This window comes from Microbulbifer flavimaris (assembly GCF_001641755.2).
Lineage (GTDB): Bacteria > Pseudomonadota > Gammaproteobacteria > Pseudomonadales > Cellvibrionaceae > Microbulbifer > Microbulbifer flavimaris.
The window spans coordinates 142,842-158,787 of record NZ_LRFG02000003.1 but is presented as its reverse complement, the minus strand read 5'-3'; the positions used below and the strand labels follow the sequence as shown (position 1 = coordinate 158,787).

The following is a 15,946-nucleotide window of genomic DNA, read 5'->3' as shown; positions in this document are numbered from 1 at the left end:
AAAAAAGTTTCAGCTGTAACGCTCGCTGGGTGTTTGCAGGAAAAAATGGGAAGATGTGCGCTCTCGAAATGGAAGGGAGAGAATAGCGTGAGTGCGGATCAGAATGCCCCGCTGAGAGAAGATGTCCGGTTGCTCGGCGAGGAGCTGGGCACGGTGCTCAAAGAACAGGCGGGTGAGCCCCTGTTCGATACCGTTGAAACCATTCGCCAGGCGGCAGTGGAAAGTCGCGGCAAGGGGGAAATGCAGGTTGGACGCCTGCGTGACATGCTGGACCCGCTCGACGACGATACCCTGCTGGAAGTGGCCCGCGCTTTCAGCCAGTTTCTCAACCTGGCCAACATAGCCGAGCAGCGCCACCGCGAGCGCCTGCATCGGCATCACCAGCGCTATCCTGGCGATCCCGATACCGACCGTGGTTTGCGCCAGGTGTTGGCAGAGCTGCAGAAGACCGGCGTTGATCGGCAAAAAATTCACTCTGTGCTGCAGGACCTTTCAGTTGAATTGGTCCTCACCGCCCATCCCACCGAAGTCACCCGTCGCACCCTGATCCGCAAGTACGACCGGATCGCCGACCTGCTTACGGAGCTGGATCGTCCCGATCTAAACGCGGAAGAGGTGGATGAGCTGCGCCGCCACCTGCGGGAACAGATCCTGTCGGCCTGGAGCACCGATGAAATTCGTCGCGAAAGACCCACCCCTGTAGACGAGGCCAAGTGGGGTTTTGCCACCATCGAGCAGTCACTGTGGCGGGCGGTCCCGGAAGGGATGCGGGAGATAGATAACGAGTTGGCGTTGGCGGGACTGGACCCGCTGCCGGCGGACTGGGTACCCACCCGGTTTGCTTCCTGGATGGGCGGCGATCGTGACGGCAACCCCAATGTTACCGCTGCCGTTACCCGCGAGGTTTTGACCCTGGCTCGGTGGATGGCCGCAGACCTGTATCTCCGCGATGTGGAAAACCTGCTGGCGGACCTTTCCATGCACCGCGCCAGCGACGAGCTGCTGGCGCATACCGGCCCCACACACGAGCCCTACCGACTGCTGCTGCGGCAGGTGCGGGATCGCCTTCGTATTACCCGCGCGCAGATGGAGGCGCGGGTGCACGGTCAGCCAGAGCCGCAGGGTGAGGCCTATATCTCCAGTAACCAGCTGGCTGAAGAGCTGCGCCTGATAGATCGTTCCCTGCGCGCTGTGGGGTTGGCAGCGATCGCCGAGGGCCAGCTCAAGGACACCCTGCGTCGCCTGAGTTGTTTCGGTATCACCTTGCTGCGCCTGGATATTCGCCAGGAGTCCACCCGTCACACCGCCGCACTGGATGCCGTCACCCGCTACCTGGAGTTGGGGAGTTATGGAGAGTGGGACGAATCCCGCAGGCAGCAGTTCCTGCTGGCGGAACTGGAAGGGCGTCGGCCGCTGGTGGATGAGGCATTTTACCGCAGTGAATTCTGTGACGAGGAAGTGCGAGAGGTGCTGGCTACCTGCCGGGTGATCGCTGAGCAGGGTTCAGAGGGACTGGGTGCCTACGTGATTTCCATGGCGAGAACATCATCCGATGTACTCGCGGTGATGTTGTTACAGAAGATCGCCGGCGTTCTCGAGCCGATGCGTGTGGTGCCACTGTTCGAGACCCTGGACGACCTCAACAATGCTACCGATACCATGGGCGCTCTGCTGGAGATTCCGCTGTACAAAGAGCGAGTATCCAGCGGGCAGGAAGTGATGATCGGTTATTCGGACTCCGCCAAGGATGCCGGCTTTCTCGGTGCCGCCTGGGCCCAGTTTCGCGCGCAGGAAACGTTGACCGCGATTTTCCGCGAGCATCGCATTCCCTTGACCCTGTTCCACGGTCGCGGCGGGTCTATCTCTCGCGGCGGCTCTCCGACCCGCATGGCACTGCTGTCACAGCCGCCGGGTTCGGTTGCCGGGCGCATCCGGGTGACGGAGCAGGGCGAGATGATTCGCTTCAAGTATGGGCGCCCCTCGGTGGCGGCGTACAACCTGGAGCAGTATGTGGCGGCAACGCTGGAGGCGACCCTGATGCCGCCGGCAGAGCCGCGCCCGGAGTGGCGCGAGGAGATGGACCGGCTGACCCGGGTATCGGTCGCCGGCTACCGCGAAGTGGTGCGCGAGGATCCGGCGTTGGTGGCCTACCTGCGGACGGTGACGCCGGAGACCGAGCTCAGCCGCCTCGCCCTGGGCAGTCGTCCGGCGCGGCGCAAGCCCGGTGGCGGCGTGGAAACCCTGCGTGCCATTCCCTGGGTGTTTGCCTGGACCCAGATCCGCCTGATGCTGCCGGCCTGGTTGGGGACCGGTGCGGCGCTGGAAAGCGCACTGGCCAGTTCTGCAGAAACCGACACCCTGCGGGCGATGAACGAGCAGTGGCCCTTTTTCCAGGGGGTGGTGGATATGCTGGAGATGGTGCTGGCCAAGGCAGATACCCGGGTCGCGTCCTGGTACGAGGAGCGGCTGACGGATGACCCGGAGCTGATGCGACTCGGCGCTGCGCTGCGCGATCGCCTGGGGCACACCGTCGGTGCGCTGCAGGGGCTTACCGGAAGGGAAAGTCTCCTCGACAACAACCCGGTCATGCGCTGGTCGATTCGCGTGCGCGATCCCTATACCGACCCTCTGCACCTGCTGCAGGCGGAGCTGATGGCGCGACTGCGGGAGCGGGACTCCGATGAGACCCTGGAGAGCGCACTGATGGTGACCATCGCCGGTATCGCCGCCGGTATGCGCAACACCGGCTGACGGGACACGCAAATAAAAAAGGCCGACTCTCGCGAGTCGGCCTTTTTTGGAATTGGTGCCCAGGAGAAGACTTGAACTTCCACGACCTTGCGGTCACTAGCACCTGAAGCTAGCGCGTCTACCAATTCCGCCACCTGGGCAAAACAACGGTGTGCTCCGTTGAGGACGCGCACTATAGAGGTTTTCCCGAGCGTGTCAATCAGTGTCTGTGACTGGTGGGGATCGTATTGTCGTTGCGGGCGAAAAGCGGGGCGGCGCCTGATGGCATTTGCAGTGCTGGAGCAAGCCCCCGAAACGAAAAAAGGCCGACTCTCACGAGTCGGCCTTTCTTGGAATTGGTGCCCAGGAGAAGACTTGAACTTCCACGACCTTGCGGTCACTAGCACCTGAAGCTAGCGCGTCTACCAATTCCGCCACCTGGGCAAATCAACGGCTTGCTCCGTTGAGGACGCGCACTATAGAGATTTGCCGGGGGGGTGTCAACGCTTTTGATGCGCCTGATTCAACATCGACAGCGATGGTCGGGATCCGGCCCCAAATCGCTTATAATCCCTGCAATTGCGCGAACTGTACGCCGGGCGTTCTGCACCGGCCATTGAGAACCTTCATCGCGCTATCCAAACTCCCCCGGGTCTCCCCGGGAGTCGCCAGAGAGGGGCGACTGCCCCCAGACAATGGAAGCTGTTTTGACTCAGAAGAAAATCCAGATCAACGACGATCCCCACGCCAAGCGCGAGGCGGAGAAGTACGACAAGCCCGTTCCCAGCCGGGAATTCCTGCTGCAGTTACTGGAACAGCAGGCCGGCCCGGTCCCGTGGGAGTCCGTCGCCGATGCACTCGGTCTCGAAGATGAAGACCGCCGCGAAGGCGTGCGCCGGCGCCTGATCGCCATGTCCCGCGACGGAGAGATTGCCAGCAATCGCGCCGGGGACTTCGGCGTGCTCGACAAGATGAGCCTGGTGCGCGGTCGCGTGATCGGTCACCGTGACGGCTTTGGTTTCGTTTCCCCCCGCAACGGCGGTGATGACCTGTTCCTGGCCCATCGCCAGATGCGCAAGGTTTTTGACGGCGACGAAGTGCTGGTGCGCGAAACCCCGGGCGGCTTCCGCGGCAAGCGCGAGGGCGCGGTGGTGCGGGTCATCAAGCACAACACCCAGCAGCTGGCCGGGCGGCTCTATCGCGAGAACGGCATCTGCTTTGTGCGCCCCGAGAACCCGCGCATCAATCTCGATGTCATGGTCGCCGAAGACAAAACCGGCGGTGCCGGCCACGGCCAGTATGTGGTGGTCAATATCACCCAGCAGCCGGGCAGGGATGTCCTGCCTCAGGGCGAGGTGTCGGAAGTGCTGGGGGATCACCTGGCCCCGGGGATGGAGATCGATGTCGCCATTCGCAATTACGGTATTCCGCACGAGTGGCCGGCGGCGGTGGCGGCGGAGACGGACGCGATTGCGGATGAGGTGATCGAGGAAGACAAGAAGGGCCGTGTCGACCTGCGCCAGTTGCCACTGGTCACCATCGACGGTGAGGACGCCCGTGACTTCGATGACGCGGTGTTCTGTGAGGCCCTCGGTGACGGCGGCTGGAAGTTGCTGGTGGCCATCGCCGATGTGTCCCACTACGTGCGCCCGGGCAGCGCCCTGGACGAGGAGGCCCACAGCCGCGGCAACTCGGTGTATTTCCCCGATTTCGTCGTGCCCATGCTGCCGGAGAAACTCTCCAACGGACTCTGCTCACTCAACCCTGAAGTGGACCGGCTGTGCATGGTGTGTGAAATGCACATCGATACCGCGGGCAACATCGGTGACTACCGTTTCTTCGAGGGCGTGATGCGCAGCCACGCGCGCCTAACGTACACCAAGGTTGGGCAGATCATTGCCGAGCGCGATGACCGCGGCAGCGGTATGCGCAAGCAATATGCGGCACTGGTGCCGCATCTGGACAACCTGCACGACCTCTACCGGGCCTTGCGCGGTGCCCGCGATCGCCGCGGGGCCATCGATTTCGAGACCACCGAAACCCGCATCATCTTCGATGCGCAGCGCAAGATCGAACGCATCGTGCCCGTGCAGCGCAACGATGCGCACAAGCTGATCGAGGAATGCATGCTGGCCGCCAACGTCTGTGCGGCCAAGCTGATGGAGCTTTCGGAAGTGCCGGCGCTCTACCGGGTGCACGATGTGCCCAAGGAAGAGAAACTCAGCAACCTGCGCGAGTACCTGGGCGAGCTGGGGCTGCGCCTGCCGGGTGGTGCCGAGCCGCAGCCGATGGATTTCCAGTTGCTGCTCGATCAGGTGGAGGGGCGCGTGGATGCGCACATCATCCAGATGATGCTGCTGCGCTCCATGAACCAGGCGGTATACCAGCCGGAGAACCGTGGCCACTTCGGGCTCGACTACGAGGCCTATGCGCACTTCACCTCGCCGATTCGTCGCTACCCGGATCTGTTGCTGCACCGCGCATTGCGCTGGTTGATCCGTAACGGCAGCGCCAATGACCGCCCCGTGGCGAAGAAGATTCACGTGGTGCCCGGCGCCGAGGCGATTCCCCGCGAGCGGATCCTGCCCTACGACATGGCAGCCATGGTGCAGCTGGGTGAACACTGTTCCATGACCGAGCGCCGCGCCGATGACGCCACCCGCGATGTGGTCAGCTGGCTCAAGTGTGAGTACCTGCAGGAGCACGTGGGCGAGACTTATCCGGGGGTGGTCAGTGCCGTTACCGGTTTTGGCCTGTTTGTGGAGCTCTCGGATTTTTACGTGGAAGGGCTGATTCATGTCAGCTCGCTGCCCAAGGACTACTACCGATTTGAACAGGCGCACCAGCGACTGATCGGTGAGCGCAGTGGCGCCCGCTACCATCTCGGTGACCCGGTGATGGTGCAGGTGGCGCGGGTGGATCTGGACGAGCGCAAGGTGGATTTCCTGCTGGACACGGTCATGCCGCGCCCGAAGCGCGACAACACCGAGGTGAGCCCCAGGGCCATGGAGATGGCGGTGGAGCACCAGCAGGAGCAGCGGCGCCGGAGCAAGGTCAAGAAGGGGCGTGATGCGGGCTCTGACACCGCCAGTGCTGGCAAAAGTGGTGCAGGCAAAGAGGGCGCTGGTAAAGGTGGTGCAAAGTCCCCCTGGAAGAAGCTTCCGCAAACCGCACCGGGTGAGACCCCGTTCCGCAAGCGCAAGGTGGGCTCCGACGAGGCAGTGCCGGTAGCCTCTGAGCCGCAGCGGCCGGCAGAGCCGGGCACCGTAGTGGAGGGGCACGAGGGTGACGGTGAGGCGCCCAAGAAGCGGCGCGGCCCCCGGCGTACGCCGCCGCGCAAGGGCGGTAAGCGCCCCTCCGTCGCGGCCCGCAAGGCAGCGCAGAAGGCTGAGAAGGCCGGCAAGGCCAGGAAAAAACCCACCAAGGGCAAGAAGAAGCCGGGTCGCAGTGGCTCGCCCAAGAGCAAGAAGAAATAAGTCGTGTCAGAAGAATTGGTTTATGGCCTGCATGCAGTGCAGGCCCTGTTGAAGGGATCGCCGCAGCAGGTGCAGCAGTTACTGCTGCTCCGCGGCCGCCGCGATCAGCGCCTGCAGAAGATCCTTGCGCAGGCGGAGAAGAACGGTATTGCCGTCCGCGTTGTCGATCGCCGCGCTTTAGATGAAAAGGTGGGCGACGAGGGTAATCACCAGGGCGTCGTGGCCATCTGTGCCGGCAAGACCCGGGTCCACGACGAGCGGTTTCTGCAGGAGTTGCTGGAAACGCTGGAGCAGCGTGGTGAAGCGCCCTTTTTGCTGGTCCTCGACGGGGTCACCGACCCGCACAACCTGGGTGCCTGTCTGCGCTCGGCGGAAGCCGCCGGTGTGCATGCGGTGATCGCACCCAAGGACAAGTCAGCCGGTCTCACGCCCACCGCCCGCAAGGTGGCCTGTGGGGCGGCGGAGGTACTGCCGTTTGTGACCGTCACCAACCTGGCCCGTACGCTGCAGAAACTGCAGCAGGCCGGAGTGTGGATATTCGGCGCGGCGGGTGAAGCGGAGCAGGATATCTACCAGAGTCAGCTGACCGGCCCCATGGCGCTGGTAATGGGGGCCGAGGGCGGCGGGCTGCGCCGTCTGACCCGGGAGCACTGCGACCACCTGATCAAGATTCCCATGGCTGGAGAGGTGAGCAGCCTCAATGTCTCCGTCGCCACCGGGGTGTGCCTGTTTGAGGCGGTGCGCCAGCGCGGGGGCGATAGCTGAAGGTTGGTGCCTGCTCTTCTGTGCGCGGAATCTTTGCCCTCAGGGGGCCGGCACCTGGCCATAGAGCTCCGCCGCGGGTCGGTACAGTACCCAGGAAGTGAGCACGTACTTATCGCCTGAACGCGGCACATTGCCGCGGTGGGTGTGGGTAAAACCGCAGGGGGCCAGCACCAGGCTGCCCTTTTTCGGCTTCAGCTTTGCGCCCTGGTAAAAGAACTCTGTCTCGCCCCCTTCTTCCACGTCGTTCAGGTACAGCAGCCACAGCAGCACCCGGTGCAGGGAGTGCTGCTGCGGGTCGGTGGGGTGGGGGAAGTGTTCGGAGTGCCAGTGGTGATAACCGCCCTCGGCCTGCCGATAGTGCTGCAGGTTGATGCCGTCCAGCCGGTAGATGCTGGCCAGCAGGTGCTGCAGCTGTTCATCCCCAAGCGCGCCGATATCGTCACTGTGCAATGTCCGGGGCTTGCCGGTGACGGGGTCGAGCAGGCTGGGTGAGAGCGCCCCGGTCACCATGTGCGGGTAGCGCCGACTGTAGGCGGCCAGCGCACGCCAGAGAACGCCGTTGATGGCCTGGCACTCGTCCTGCCAGTCCAGGAGGTCAGAAAGGTAGAGATCCGAGCTGTTTTTCTTGTTCAGGTCCACGCCGGAGCCCGTGCGACCGGCCCGTTTCTCCGGTGCCTCGTGAAAGCGCCGGATAAGGTGTTCGCAGTAGTCCCCCGGCAATGCGTCATCAAACTGAATGATTAGTTGGTCCACGGTCGACTCCTGGGATGGTAGCGGGAGAAATATCCGCCATGTCAGTCTGTGACGAGCAAGTCAGCCAGGGCCGCAATGCTACCGGCGGCGAGGGGGCTCAAGCGGGTGCTCGCTATAGTTTGGGGGTGGCCGCTCGATCAGCTGGGAGCGCCGGATCGATCAACTTGCAACCAGTTGGGCGTGCGCATAGAATACGCCGCCCGCAATGGGGTCCGCATGTCTGCGGAACCTGTTGTACTCCTTGCCTCACCGGATTAGCCGGGAGGCTGTTTAACCCGTAAGGAGCGAAAATGCGTCATTACGAAATTGTATTCCTGGTCCACCCGGATCAGAGCGAGCAGGTACCTGGCATGGTGGATCGCTACACTGCGTCCATCAAGGACAGCGGTGGCCAGGTTCACCGTCTGGAAGACTGGGGCCGTCGCCGTCTAGCCTACCCGATCAACAAGATCCACAAAGCCCACTACGTTCTGATGAACGTCGAGTGCACGGAAGAGGCTCTGGAAGAGCTGACCACCAACTTCCGCTACAACGACGCCGTGCTGCGCAACATGGTTATCCGTGAAGACGAGGCGATCACCGAAGAGAGCCCGATCATGAAAGCGGAAAAAGAAAGCCGTGAGCGCAAGGCTGCACGCGCAGAGCGTTCCGAGCGCTCCGAGCGTCGCGAGCGTTCCGAACAGGACAGCAAGTCCTCCGAGGAAGCCAAGTCTTCCGATAACGCCGAAAGCGAAGAGTAAGGGGATAATCAGATGGCACGTTTTTTCCGTCGTCGTAAGTTCTGCCGTTTCACCGCCGAAGGCGTCAAGCGTATCGACTACAAAGATCTCGATACCCTGAAGGCCTACGTTTCCGAAACTGGCAAGATCGTTCCGAGCCGTATCACTGGCACCAAAGCCAAGTATCAGCGTCAGCTGGCCACCGCGGTCAAGCGCGCCCGTTACCTGGCCCTGCTGCCGTACACGGACAGCCACGAAGCCTAAGCGGCTTCCGTTGCTTAAACGAGTTATTAGAGAAGCTATCTAGTCGTGCGCGCCCTGGCAGAATTCATCATGCGCGGGCGTGTACGCGCGGTGCTCATCACAATGGTGGGTATCCCGCTGATCAGCCCGGCTGCGCTGGCGCTGGTCAGTCTGCGCCGCGGCAGCAGCGAGGGCCTGATGGTACTGGCCTGGGCCCTGTTGCCGGTGATCGCCGCAGGCATGAGCGGCTATATGTCGCCGCTGATGACCGGGCTTGCGGTCAGTCACCTCGCTGCAGTTTTCTGCGGCGCTGTGGCACTGCGGAGCAGCCGCTCCTGGACGCAGGCACTGGTCATCACCACTGCGGTGGCTGCCATCGGCATTGTGCTGACGGCCCACTTCAGTGGTGGCCTGTTGCAGAGCCTGCTGGTCGCGGCGGAAGAGTCCGGCGGCGCCCAGGCGGAGCAACTGCAGCAGGTATTTGCCAGTGAGCCGATGGCCACGGGCTACCTGAGCTGGGTGTCGGCGATTACCGCGACCCTGGCACTGGTGGTGGGCCGCTGGTGGCAGGCAATGCTGTACAACCCCGGCGGTTTCCGTCAGGAGTTTCATCAGCTGCGCATGCCGTTGCCGCTGGCCGCGGTGGGAATGCTGGTCTGGGTATACTGTCTGTTGACCCAGGACTTCGCTTTCTGGGGTGCGGTGTTTGCCTTCCCGATGGTGGTGGCGGGTAGTGCCCTGATCCACTGGATGGTTGCCATCCGCGGCTGGGGCAGGGGTCCACTGGTGGCCCTGTACATCGCCCTGTTGATCGCGGCATTGCCGCTGGCAGGCTTCCTGTGTGGCCTGGCACTGATAGATAGCTGGATAGATATTCGCGCTCGCGCCACCAACAAGTAGCAGCGAGCGCACACAACTGAAATTGAGGACACCGAGATGGAAGTCATTCTGCTCGACAAAGTAGGTAAACTGGGCAACGTGGGTGACCGCGTTGAAGTGAAAGCCGGTTTTGGCCGCAACTTCCTGCTGCCCTCCGGCAAGGCCGTTGCAGCGACCGCAGCCAACATCGCCGAGTTCGAAGCCAAGCGCGCTGAACTGGAAGCTGCCGCTGCAGCCAAGGTGGCCGAGGCCGAGAGCCGTGCCGAGAAACTGTCCGACGTAGTTGTCACCATCGCCGCCAATGCCGGTGACGAGGGCAAACTGTTCGGTTCTATCGGCGCCCGCGATATCGCTGAAGCGATCACCGCAGCCGGCGTTGAAGTGGCCAAGGCTGAAGTCAACCTGCCGGAAGGCACTCTGCGTGAAGTGGGCGAGTACGACATCGACCTGCAGCTGCACGCCGACGTCGTCGCTACCGTGAAGGTAGTCGTCGAAGCCGAATAAGCGCCTCACTGCAGGATTGGGGCCGCGGCGAGCCGGATAAGTCTCGCCCGAATGGCCCCAATTCCCCGCTAGTCGCGCTACAATCGGGCGCTGGATTCCCCATGGGTCCAGCGCCCGATCTGTTTTGGTAGCCGGAACAACGATGAACGACGAGTACGCCGTAGCAGAAGAAGAGCTGCAAACCGACGACACCTCGCCACTGCCACACTCGGTAGAGGCGGAGCAGTCTGTCCTCGGTGGCTTGATGCTGGATTCCAGCCGCATCGACAGTGTGGCGGAGCAGCTCGGCGAGCAGGACTTTTTCGTCGCCAGCCACCGCAAGATCTTTGCGGTGATGACGCAGCTGGGGGATGGCGAGCAGCCGCTCGATATCGTGACCCTGGCCGAGGCGTTGGCCAGCCGCGACCTGCTGGCCGAGGTGGGCGGTCCCGCCTACCTGGCCGAACTGGCCGAGAATACCCCTTCCGCGGCGAATATCGTCGCCTACGCCAAGATCGTGCGCGAGCGCTCGATGTTGCGCCAGCTGATCGCCGCTGCCGGTGAGATCAGCCGCACCAGCTTCAATCCCGGTGGCCTGGCCTCGACGGACCTGCTGCAGATGGCGGAGCGCCGCGTCGCCGAGATCGCCGAGGGGCGGGCCAAAGATGGCGGTTTTGTCGGCGTCGATACCCTGCTCAAGCAGACCGTTGAGCGCATCGATGAGCTCTTCAAGACCGAGGGTGATATCACCGGCCTCGGTACCGGCCTCACGGAGCTCGATCAGCGCACTTCCGGCTGGCAGCCAGGCGAACTGATCGTCCTCGCCGCGCGCCCCTCCATGGGTAAGACCGCCCTGGCACTCAACTTTATCGAGCACGCCATGCTGTCCCAGGACAACCCGACCCTGGTGTTCAGTATGGAGATGCCCTCTGATGCGCTGGTGATGCGGATGCTGTCCTCAATTGGCCGTATCGACCAGGGCCGTATCCGCAACGGTAAGTTGCAGGAGGACGATTGGCCGAAGCTTTCCAGTGCCGTGCAGAAGATGAAGGGCCGGGCCCTGTACATCGACGACACGCCGGCCCTCTCCCCCAGCGAAGTGCGGGCGCGCACCAAGCGCACCGTGCGCGATCACACCAACAAGCTGATGCGGGAAAACCCGAAGATGACCCGGGAAGAGGCCGAGGCCAAGAGCATGCCGGCACTGATCATGCTCGATTACCTGCAGCTGATGCAGGTGAAGGGCGCCACCGAGGGACGGACCCAGGAGATCTCCGAGATTTCCCGCTCCCTGAAGGGCCTTGCCAAGGAATACAGCTGCCCGGTCATTGCCCTGTCGCAGTTGAACCGGGGGGTAGAGCAGCGCCCCAACAAGCGGCCGATGAACTCGGACCTGCGGGAATCCGGTGCCATCGAGCAGGACGCCGACGTGATCCTGTTTATCTATCGCGACGAGTATTACAACGAGGACAGCCCGGACAAGGGGATGGCCGAGCTGATCATCGGCAAGCAGCGTAACGGCGAAATCGGCACCTGCCGGGCGGCGTTTGTCGGCAAGTTCACCCGCTTCGATAACCTGGCGCCGGAGTACTACCAGGGCGATTGAGCAGCCCCGCAGTCTTTTCGTCGGGGATAAAAAAGGGGCGGACCAAGTGGTCCGCCCCTTTTTTTACCTGGCGCTGGGTCAGATCTGTACCACCACGTAGACCTCGCGCCCATCTCTCTGTGTGGGCATGAAGTAGTCGTTGCCATAGCGGTAATACTGCACCCCATTGATGACCTCTGCCGTGTAGCCGGCTGGCAGGCTGTCCAGCACCTGACCGGGACTGTAAGGCGAAGTGCCAGGGCTGGTGGGTGTGGCTGCGGCGGCGGGAACAGCAACGGCTCCGGCGGGGGGAGGCACCACTACGTAGGCCCGGCGAGCCGGGTGCCACTGATAGTAAGCATTCGCATACTGGTAGAAGACCGCACCGCCGATCTGTACCTGCACGGCACTGGCTGGCAGGGAGACGACGGAAGCACCCAGAGGGGCGGATACCACCACGTAGCCAGCAGGGCCGTGGCGATAGAAGTGGCCGCTGTGGAAGTAATAGGGCCGTCCACCGACGGCGAGGCTCAGGTAGCCGCGGGGTAAAACCGGGACGGTAAAGCCGACGGAAATACGCGGTCCCCGGAACCGCGGTCCATGATGGTGGCGCTTCCAGTGATGGTGCTTCCAGTGGTGATGGTGCCCGCCGTGCCGTTCCAGGGCCGCAGTGCGGGCGTCCGCCGGCGGGGCGAAAGCAAAGGCGCCCAAGGCCAGCAGCCCTGCGGCGCCGATGAGGAATCTCAAGATCTTCACAACTTCTCCAGCGGAGCGGTTACTCACATTGGTTAAATTTTAACCCGTTCGAGGGGGCCTGCGCCACGCCTGCCGGTTAAGAAGTGTGAACCGGCAGGTCTACCCGTGTTGAGCCATCTTTTGGACCTCGCTATTGCGCTGCACTATCCCCATGAGTTTGTAGAGCAGCTGAGCGGCGGCAAAATCATAGGCGTGGAAGCCCTCGATGGGCGCAAACTCCAGCAGGTCGAAGCCGATGACCTGCCGCTGCCGGGCCACCGACTCGAATAGGTTCAGGGTCTGATACCAGCCGAGGCCGCCGGGCACCGGCGTGCCGGTAGAGGGGAAGACCGAGGGGTCAATGCCGTCCACATCCAGTGTAAAGAACACCTTGCTGGGGAAATCCTCCGGCAGCTCCACGCTCTGCACGTTGGTGGGCACCAGTTCGTGGGCGTCCAGGTAATGAACGCCGTACTTGTCACGGGCGCCCATCTCCTCCTCGCAGTAGGCGCGAATCCCCAGCTGGAACAGTGGGATACCGGCTTCCACGACCAGGCGCATCACGCTGGCATGGCTGTGTTTCTGGCCTTCGTAGCGGTCGCGCAGGTCGGCGTGGGCATCAATCTGCACGACGCCGAAGTCCTCTATGCCGGCATCCAGGTACCCCTTGATCACGCCCCAGGTGACGGAGTGCTCGCCGCCAATGCCCACCGGCATCTTGCCGGCCTCGAGAATTTCCCGGGTGGCGCTGGCGATATTGTCCATCACCTGCTCCGGCCCACCGGAGACATTGACGGGGGAGCGGGTATAGATGCCCAGGTCGCAGGGGGAAGAAAAATTGTCGAAAGTCTCCAGCTGCCAGGAGGCCTCGAGGATCGCTGCCGGGCCCCGGCCTGTCCCGCCGCCATAAGACACCGTCTCCTCGTAGGGGATCGGCAGGATATGGAACAGGGCATCCTCGGGCTTGGGTTGCTCGATCTCGGAGCCGAGAAAAATCGGAAAATCGTTTTCAGAGAGCATCTGTGACCTTCTTGTGCTGAAACGCTGCAACCGCTGTCAGGACAGCCGGTTCTTGAAGTCTTCGTAGCCGAACTCCCGCACCAGGCGCAGTTCATCGGTATCGGAATTCCACAGGGCAATGGCCGGTAGCGGAATGCCATTAAAGGTGTTGGTCTTGACCATGGTGTAGTAGGCCATTTCCTCGAACACCAGCCGGTCGCCCACCTTTAACGGTTCGGGAAAACTGTATTCCCCGATACTGTCGCCGGCGAGGCAGCTTTGCCCGCCGAGGCGGTAATCGTGTGGCAGCTCACCGGGCCGGGCTGCGCCAGTAATTTCGGGGCGGTAGGGCATCTCCAGCACGTCCGGCATGTGGCAGGTGGCGGAAGCGTCAAGAATCGCCTGGCTCTGCCCGTTCCAGGCAATATCCACCACCTCGCTCACCAGGATGCCGGCGAACAGGGCCACGGCCTCACCCGGCTCCAGGTAGACCTGCACACCGTGGCGCTCGGAAAACGCGCGCACCGCATCCACCAGGCGGTCCACCTGGTAGTCACGGCGGGTAATGTGGTGGCCACCACCGAAGTTAATCCACTCCATCTGCGGAATCAGGTCGCCGAACTTTTCTTCCACTGCGGAGATGGTGCGAGCCAGTGGCTCGAAGTCCTGCTCGCACAGCGTGTGGAAGTGAAGGCCACTGATGCCGGTGAGGTCCTCGCCCTCGAACAGCGAGCGCACGATCCCCAGGCGGGAACAGGGCGCGCAGGGATCATAAAGTGCGGTGTGCCCCTCTGAATGCTCCGGGTTGATACGCAGGCCGAAACGTAATTCCGGTCGCTGCTGCTGAGCCTGCAGGCACAATGACTTATAACGGTGCCACTGGGAAAAAGAATTGAAGATCACATGGTGTGCGAAAGTGAGCAGTTCCCGCAGCTCGTCCTCTTTGTAGCCCGCGCTGAAGACGTGTACCTCCTTGCCCAGGTCGCTGCCGCCGTACTCCTCGTACGCCAGTTTTGCCTCGTGCAGGCCGCTGGAACAGGCACCGGACAGGTACTCGGCCACAATGGGGCCGACACTGAACATGGAGAAAGCCTTCAGTGCCGTGAGCACCTTGGCGCCACTGCGTCGCTGGACATCCGCCAGCACGGTGAGATTGTCCCGCAATGCCACCTCGTCCACGACGAAGCAGGGGGATGGCACGCGGGACGGATCGAACTCGCCGAAGTAGTCTTTGCGGGGCGTCAGGTCCATAGAGTCGTTCTTATTCCCAATCGATCAGGCCGCGGGCGCCAGGGCCCGCACGCCGGGTAAAAAGGTAATGGGGGCGTTTACTGGAAGGGCTCATCCAGCCAGGTTTCCTGCCAGGGCAGGCCGTAGCGATTCAGGTCGGCCATAAAGGGATCCGGATCCAGTTGCTCCAGGTTCCACACGCCGGGCTTCATCCACTTGCCTTCCAGCATCATCTTGGCGCCGATCATCGCGGGCACTCCGGTGGTGTAGGAAATAGCCTGGGACTTCACTTCCCGGTAACACTCCTGATGATCGCAGATGTTGTAGACGTAGTAGATCTTGTCCTTGCCATCCTTGATTCCGCGAATGATATTGCCGATACACGTTTTGCCCTGGGTAAGGGGGCCGAGACTCGCGGGGTCCGGCAGCAACGCCTTGAGGAATTGAATGGGCACAATCTCCTGGCCCTGGAAGTCCACCGGTTCGATGCTGGTCATGCCCACATTCTGCAGCACTTCCAGGTGCTTGAGGTAGTTGGCGGAAAACGTCATCCAGAAGCGCGCCCGCTCCAGGTCCGGAAAGTGCTTCGACAGTGACTCCAGTTCCTCGTGGTAGAGCAGGTAAATGTCCTTTTCGCCAATGCCCTCGGGAAAATCAAATACCCGTTTGTATTCCAGCGGCTTGGTGGTGACCCACTGCCCGTTCTCCCAGTAGCGACCGTTTGCGGTGATCTCGCGAATATTGATTTCCGGGTTGAAGTTGGTGGCGAATGGCAGGCCGTGATCACCGGCATTGCAGTCGAGAATGTCCAGCGTCTTCATCCGGTCAAAATGATGCTTGTTGGCATGGGCGGTGAAAACGCTGGTCACTCCGGGGTCAAAACCGCTGCCGAGCAACGCCATCAACCCGGCCTTCTCGAATTTATCCTGATAGGCCCATTGCCACTTGTACTCGAACTTGGCCTCTTCCGGCGGTTCGTAATTGGCCGTGTCCAGGTAATGCACGCCGGTCTCCAGGCAGGCATCCATGATGTGCAGGTCCTGGTAGGGCAGGGCAACGTTAATGACCATATCCGGCCTGACCTTTTTGATCAGCTTGACCAGCTCCGGCACATTGTCCGCATCTACTTCGGCGGTATCGATCTTGCGCGGCAACATCTCAGCAATCTTGTCGCACTTGCTCTTGGTGCGGCTCGCCAGGGTGATGTGCTCAAATACGTCCTCCACTTGGGCGCATTTATGCGCAACCACCTGGCCGACACCTCCGGCGCCGATGATCAGTACTCTAGCCATGAAAATCCTCCACTAATTTTCGCTGTCGCCCGCAGTCAGCAATCTGTCGGGCACGGA

Annotated in this window: 13 protein-coding genes and 2 tRNA genes; 8 read left to right on the top strand and 7 right to left on the bottom strand. The window is 62.2% G+C overall.

From position 1 onward, the window contains the following. Nucleotides 1-87 precede the first annotated feature (87 nt). A complete protein-coding gene (gene ppc / locus AWR36_RS09870) occupies nt 88-2,751 on the top strand; it encodes a phosphoenolpyruvate carboxylase (protein ID WP_096866639.1) in 2,664 nt (887 codons plus the stop codon). A gap of 53 nt (nt 2,752-2,804) precedes the next feature. On the opposite strand, the gene AWR36_RS09865 is transcribed toward ppc, so the two are convergent. Continuing rightward, a tRNA-Leu gene (locus tag AWR36_RS09865) sits at nt 2,805-2,891 on the bottom strand. A 196-nt stretch (nt 2,892-3,087) separates the two neighbouring features. Then, nucleotides 3,088-3,174, bottom strand: a tRNA-Leu gene (locus AWR36_RS09860). Nucleotides 3,175-3,425: 251 nt separating this feature from the next. Here AWR36_RS09860 and rnr point away from each other — a divergent pair. Together rnr and rlmB are read left to right on the top strand one after the other, a co-directional pair. After that, nucleotides 3,426-6,206 (top strand): ribonuclease R, encoded by a 2,781-nt coding sequence (gene rnr / locus AWR36_RS09855; RefSeq protein ID WP_067104640.1) that lies wholly within the window; start codon nt 3,426-3,428, stop codon nt 6,204-6,206. Nucleotides 6,207-6,209: 3 nt separating this feature from the next. Further along, the gene (rlmB, locus tag AWR36_RS09850; RefSeq protein WP_067084310.1) at nt 6,210-6,971 is read left to right on the top strand and encodes a 23S rRNA (guanosine(2251)-2'-O)-methyltransferase RlmB; all 762 of its coding nucleotides are present in this window, start codon (nt 6,210-6,212) and stop codon (nt 6,969-6,971) included. Nucleotides 6,972-7,010: 39 nt separating this feature from the next. Here rlmB and AWR36_RS09845 read toward each other — a convergent pair whose 3' ends face one another. After that, a complete protein-coding gene (locus tag AWR36_RS09845) occupies nt 7,011-7,724 on the bottom strand; it encodes a 2OG-Fe(II) oxygenase (protein ID WP_067084308.1) in 714 nt (237 codons plus the stop codon). A gap of 290 nt (nt 7,725-8,014) precedes the next feature. Here AWR36_RS09845 and rpsF point away from each other — a divergent pair, with 290 nt between their 5' ends. The 5 genes from rpsF (at nt 8,015) to dnaB (ending at nt 11,654) form a co-directional block, all read left to right on the top strand. After that, nucleotides 8,015-8,464 (top strand): 30S ribosomal protein S6, encoded by a 450-nt coding sequence (rpsF, locus tag AWR36_RS09840; protein WP_067084306.1) that lies wholly within the window; start codon nt 8,015-8,017, stop codon nt 8,462-8,464. Between the two features lie 12 nt (nt 8,465-8,476). Next, entirely contained in the window at nt 8,477-8,707 is a 231-nt protein-coding gene (gene rpsR, locus AWR36_RS09835) for a 30S ribosomal protein S18 (RefSeq protein ID WP_067084304.1), read from the top strand. Nucleotides 8,708-8,776: 69 nt separating this feature from the next. Beyond that, nucleotides 8,777-9,586, top strand: coding sequence for a hypothetical protein (locus tag AWR36_RS09830; RefSeq protein WP_231745298.1), 810 nt, complete (start codon nt 8,777-8,779; stop codon nt 9,584-9,586). A 36-nt stretch (nt 9,587-9,622) separates the two neighbouring features. Next, the gene (gene rplI, locus AWR36_RS09825) at nt 9,623-10,069 is read left to right on the top strand and encodes a 50S ribosomal protein L9 (RefSeq protein ID WP_067084301.1); all 447 of its coding nucleotides are present in this window, start codon (nt 9,623-9,625) and stop codon (nt 10,067-10,069) included. A gap of 142 nt (nt 10,070-10,211) precedes the next feature. After that, complete coding sequence (gene dnaB / locus AWR36_RS09820; protein ID WP_067084299.1) at nt 10,212-11,654, top strand: replicative DNA helicase; 1,443 nt, start codon at nt 10,212-10,214, stop codon at nt 11,652-11,654. A 78-nt stretch (nt 11,655-11,732) separates the two neighbouring features. On the opposite strand, the gene AWR36_RS09815 is transcribed toward dnaB, so the two are convergent. From AWR36_RS09815 to AWR36_RS09800, 4 genes are all read right to left on the bottom strand, one after another. After that, the gene (locus tag AWR36_RS09815; protein WP_067084297.1) at nt 11,733-12,389 is read right to left on the bottom strand and encodes a DUF6515 family protein; all 657 of its coding nucleotides are present in this window, start codon (nt 12,387-12,389) and stop codon (nt 11,733-11,735) included. Nucleotides 12,390-12,488: 99 nt separating this feature from the next. Next, complete coding sequence (gene speB / locus AWR36_RS09810; protein WP_067084295.1) at nt 12,489-13,388, bottom strand: agmatinase; 900 nt, start codon at nt 13,386-13,388, stop codon at nt 12,489-12,491. Nucleotides 13,389-13,424: 36 nt separating this feature from the next. Then, the gene (gene nspC, locus AWR36_RS09805; protein WP_067084293.1) at nt 13,425-14,618 is read right to left on the bottom strand and encodes a carboxynorspermidine decarboxylase; all 1,194 of its coding nucleotides are present in this window, start codon (nt 14,616-14,618) and stop codon (nt 13,425-13,427) included. A gap of 77 nt (nt 14,619-14,695) precedes the next feature. Continuing rightward, a complete protein-coding gene (locus tag AWR36_RS09800) occupies nt 14,696-15,889 on the bottom strand; it encodes a saccharopine dehydrogenase family protein (RefSeq protein WP_067084291.1) in 1,194 nt (397 codons plus the stop codon). Nucleotides 15,890-15,946: the final 57 nt, after the last annotated feature.

Coding starts and splice junctions, on each gene's coding strand:
- AWR36_RS09800 (WP_067084291.1), bottom strand. CDS start 15,889: ATGGCTAGAGTACTGATCATCGGCGCCGGAGGTGTCGGCCAGGTGGTT.
- rplI (WP_067084301.1), top strand. CDS start 9,623: ATGGAAGTCATTCTGCTCGACAAAGTAGGTAAACTGGGCAACGTGGGT.
- nspC (WP_067084293.1), bottom strand. CDS start 14,618: ATGGACCTGACGCCCCGCAAAGACTACTTCGGCGAGTTCGATCCGTCC.
- rpsR (WP_067084304.1), top strand. CDS start 8,477: ATGGCACGTTTTTTCCGTCGTCGTAAGTTCTGCCGTTTCACCGCCGAA.
- rpsF (WP_067084306.1), top strand. CDS start 8,015: ATGCGTCATTACGAAATTGTATTCCTGGTCCACCCGGATCAGAGCGAG.
- AWR36_RS09830 (WP_231745298.1), top strand. CDS start 8,777: ATGCGCGGGCGTGTACGCGCGGTGCTCATCACAATGGTGGGTATCCCG.
- speB (WP_067084295.1), bottom strand. CDS start 13,388: ATGCTCTCTGAAAACGATTTTCCGATTTTTCTCGGCTCCGAGATCGAG.
- rnr (WP_067104640.1), top strand. CDS start 3,426: ATGGAAGCTGTTTTGACTCAGAAGAAAATCCAGATCAACGACGATCCC.
- dnaB (WP_067084299.1), top strand. CDS start 10,212: ATGAACGACGAGTACGCCGTAGCAGAAGAAGAGCTGCAAACCGACGAC.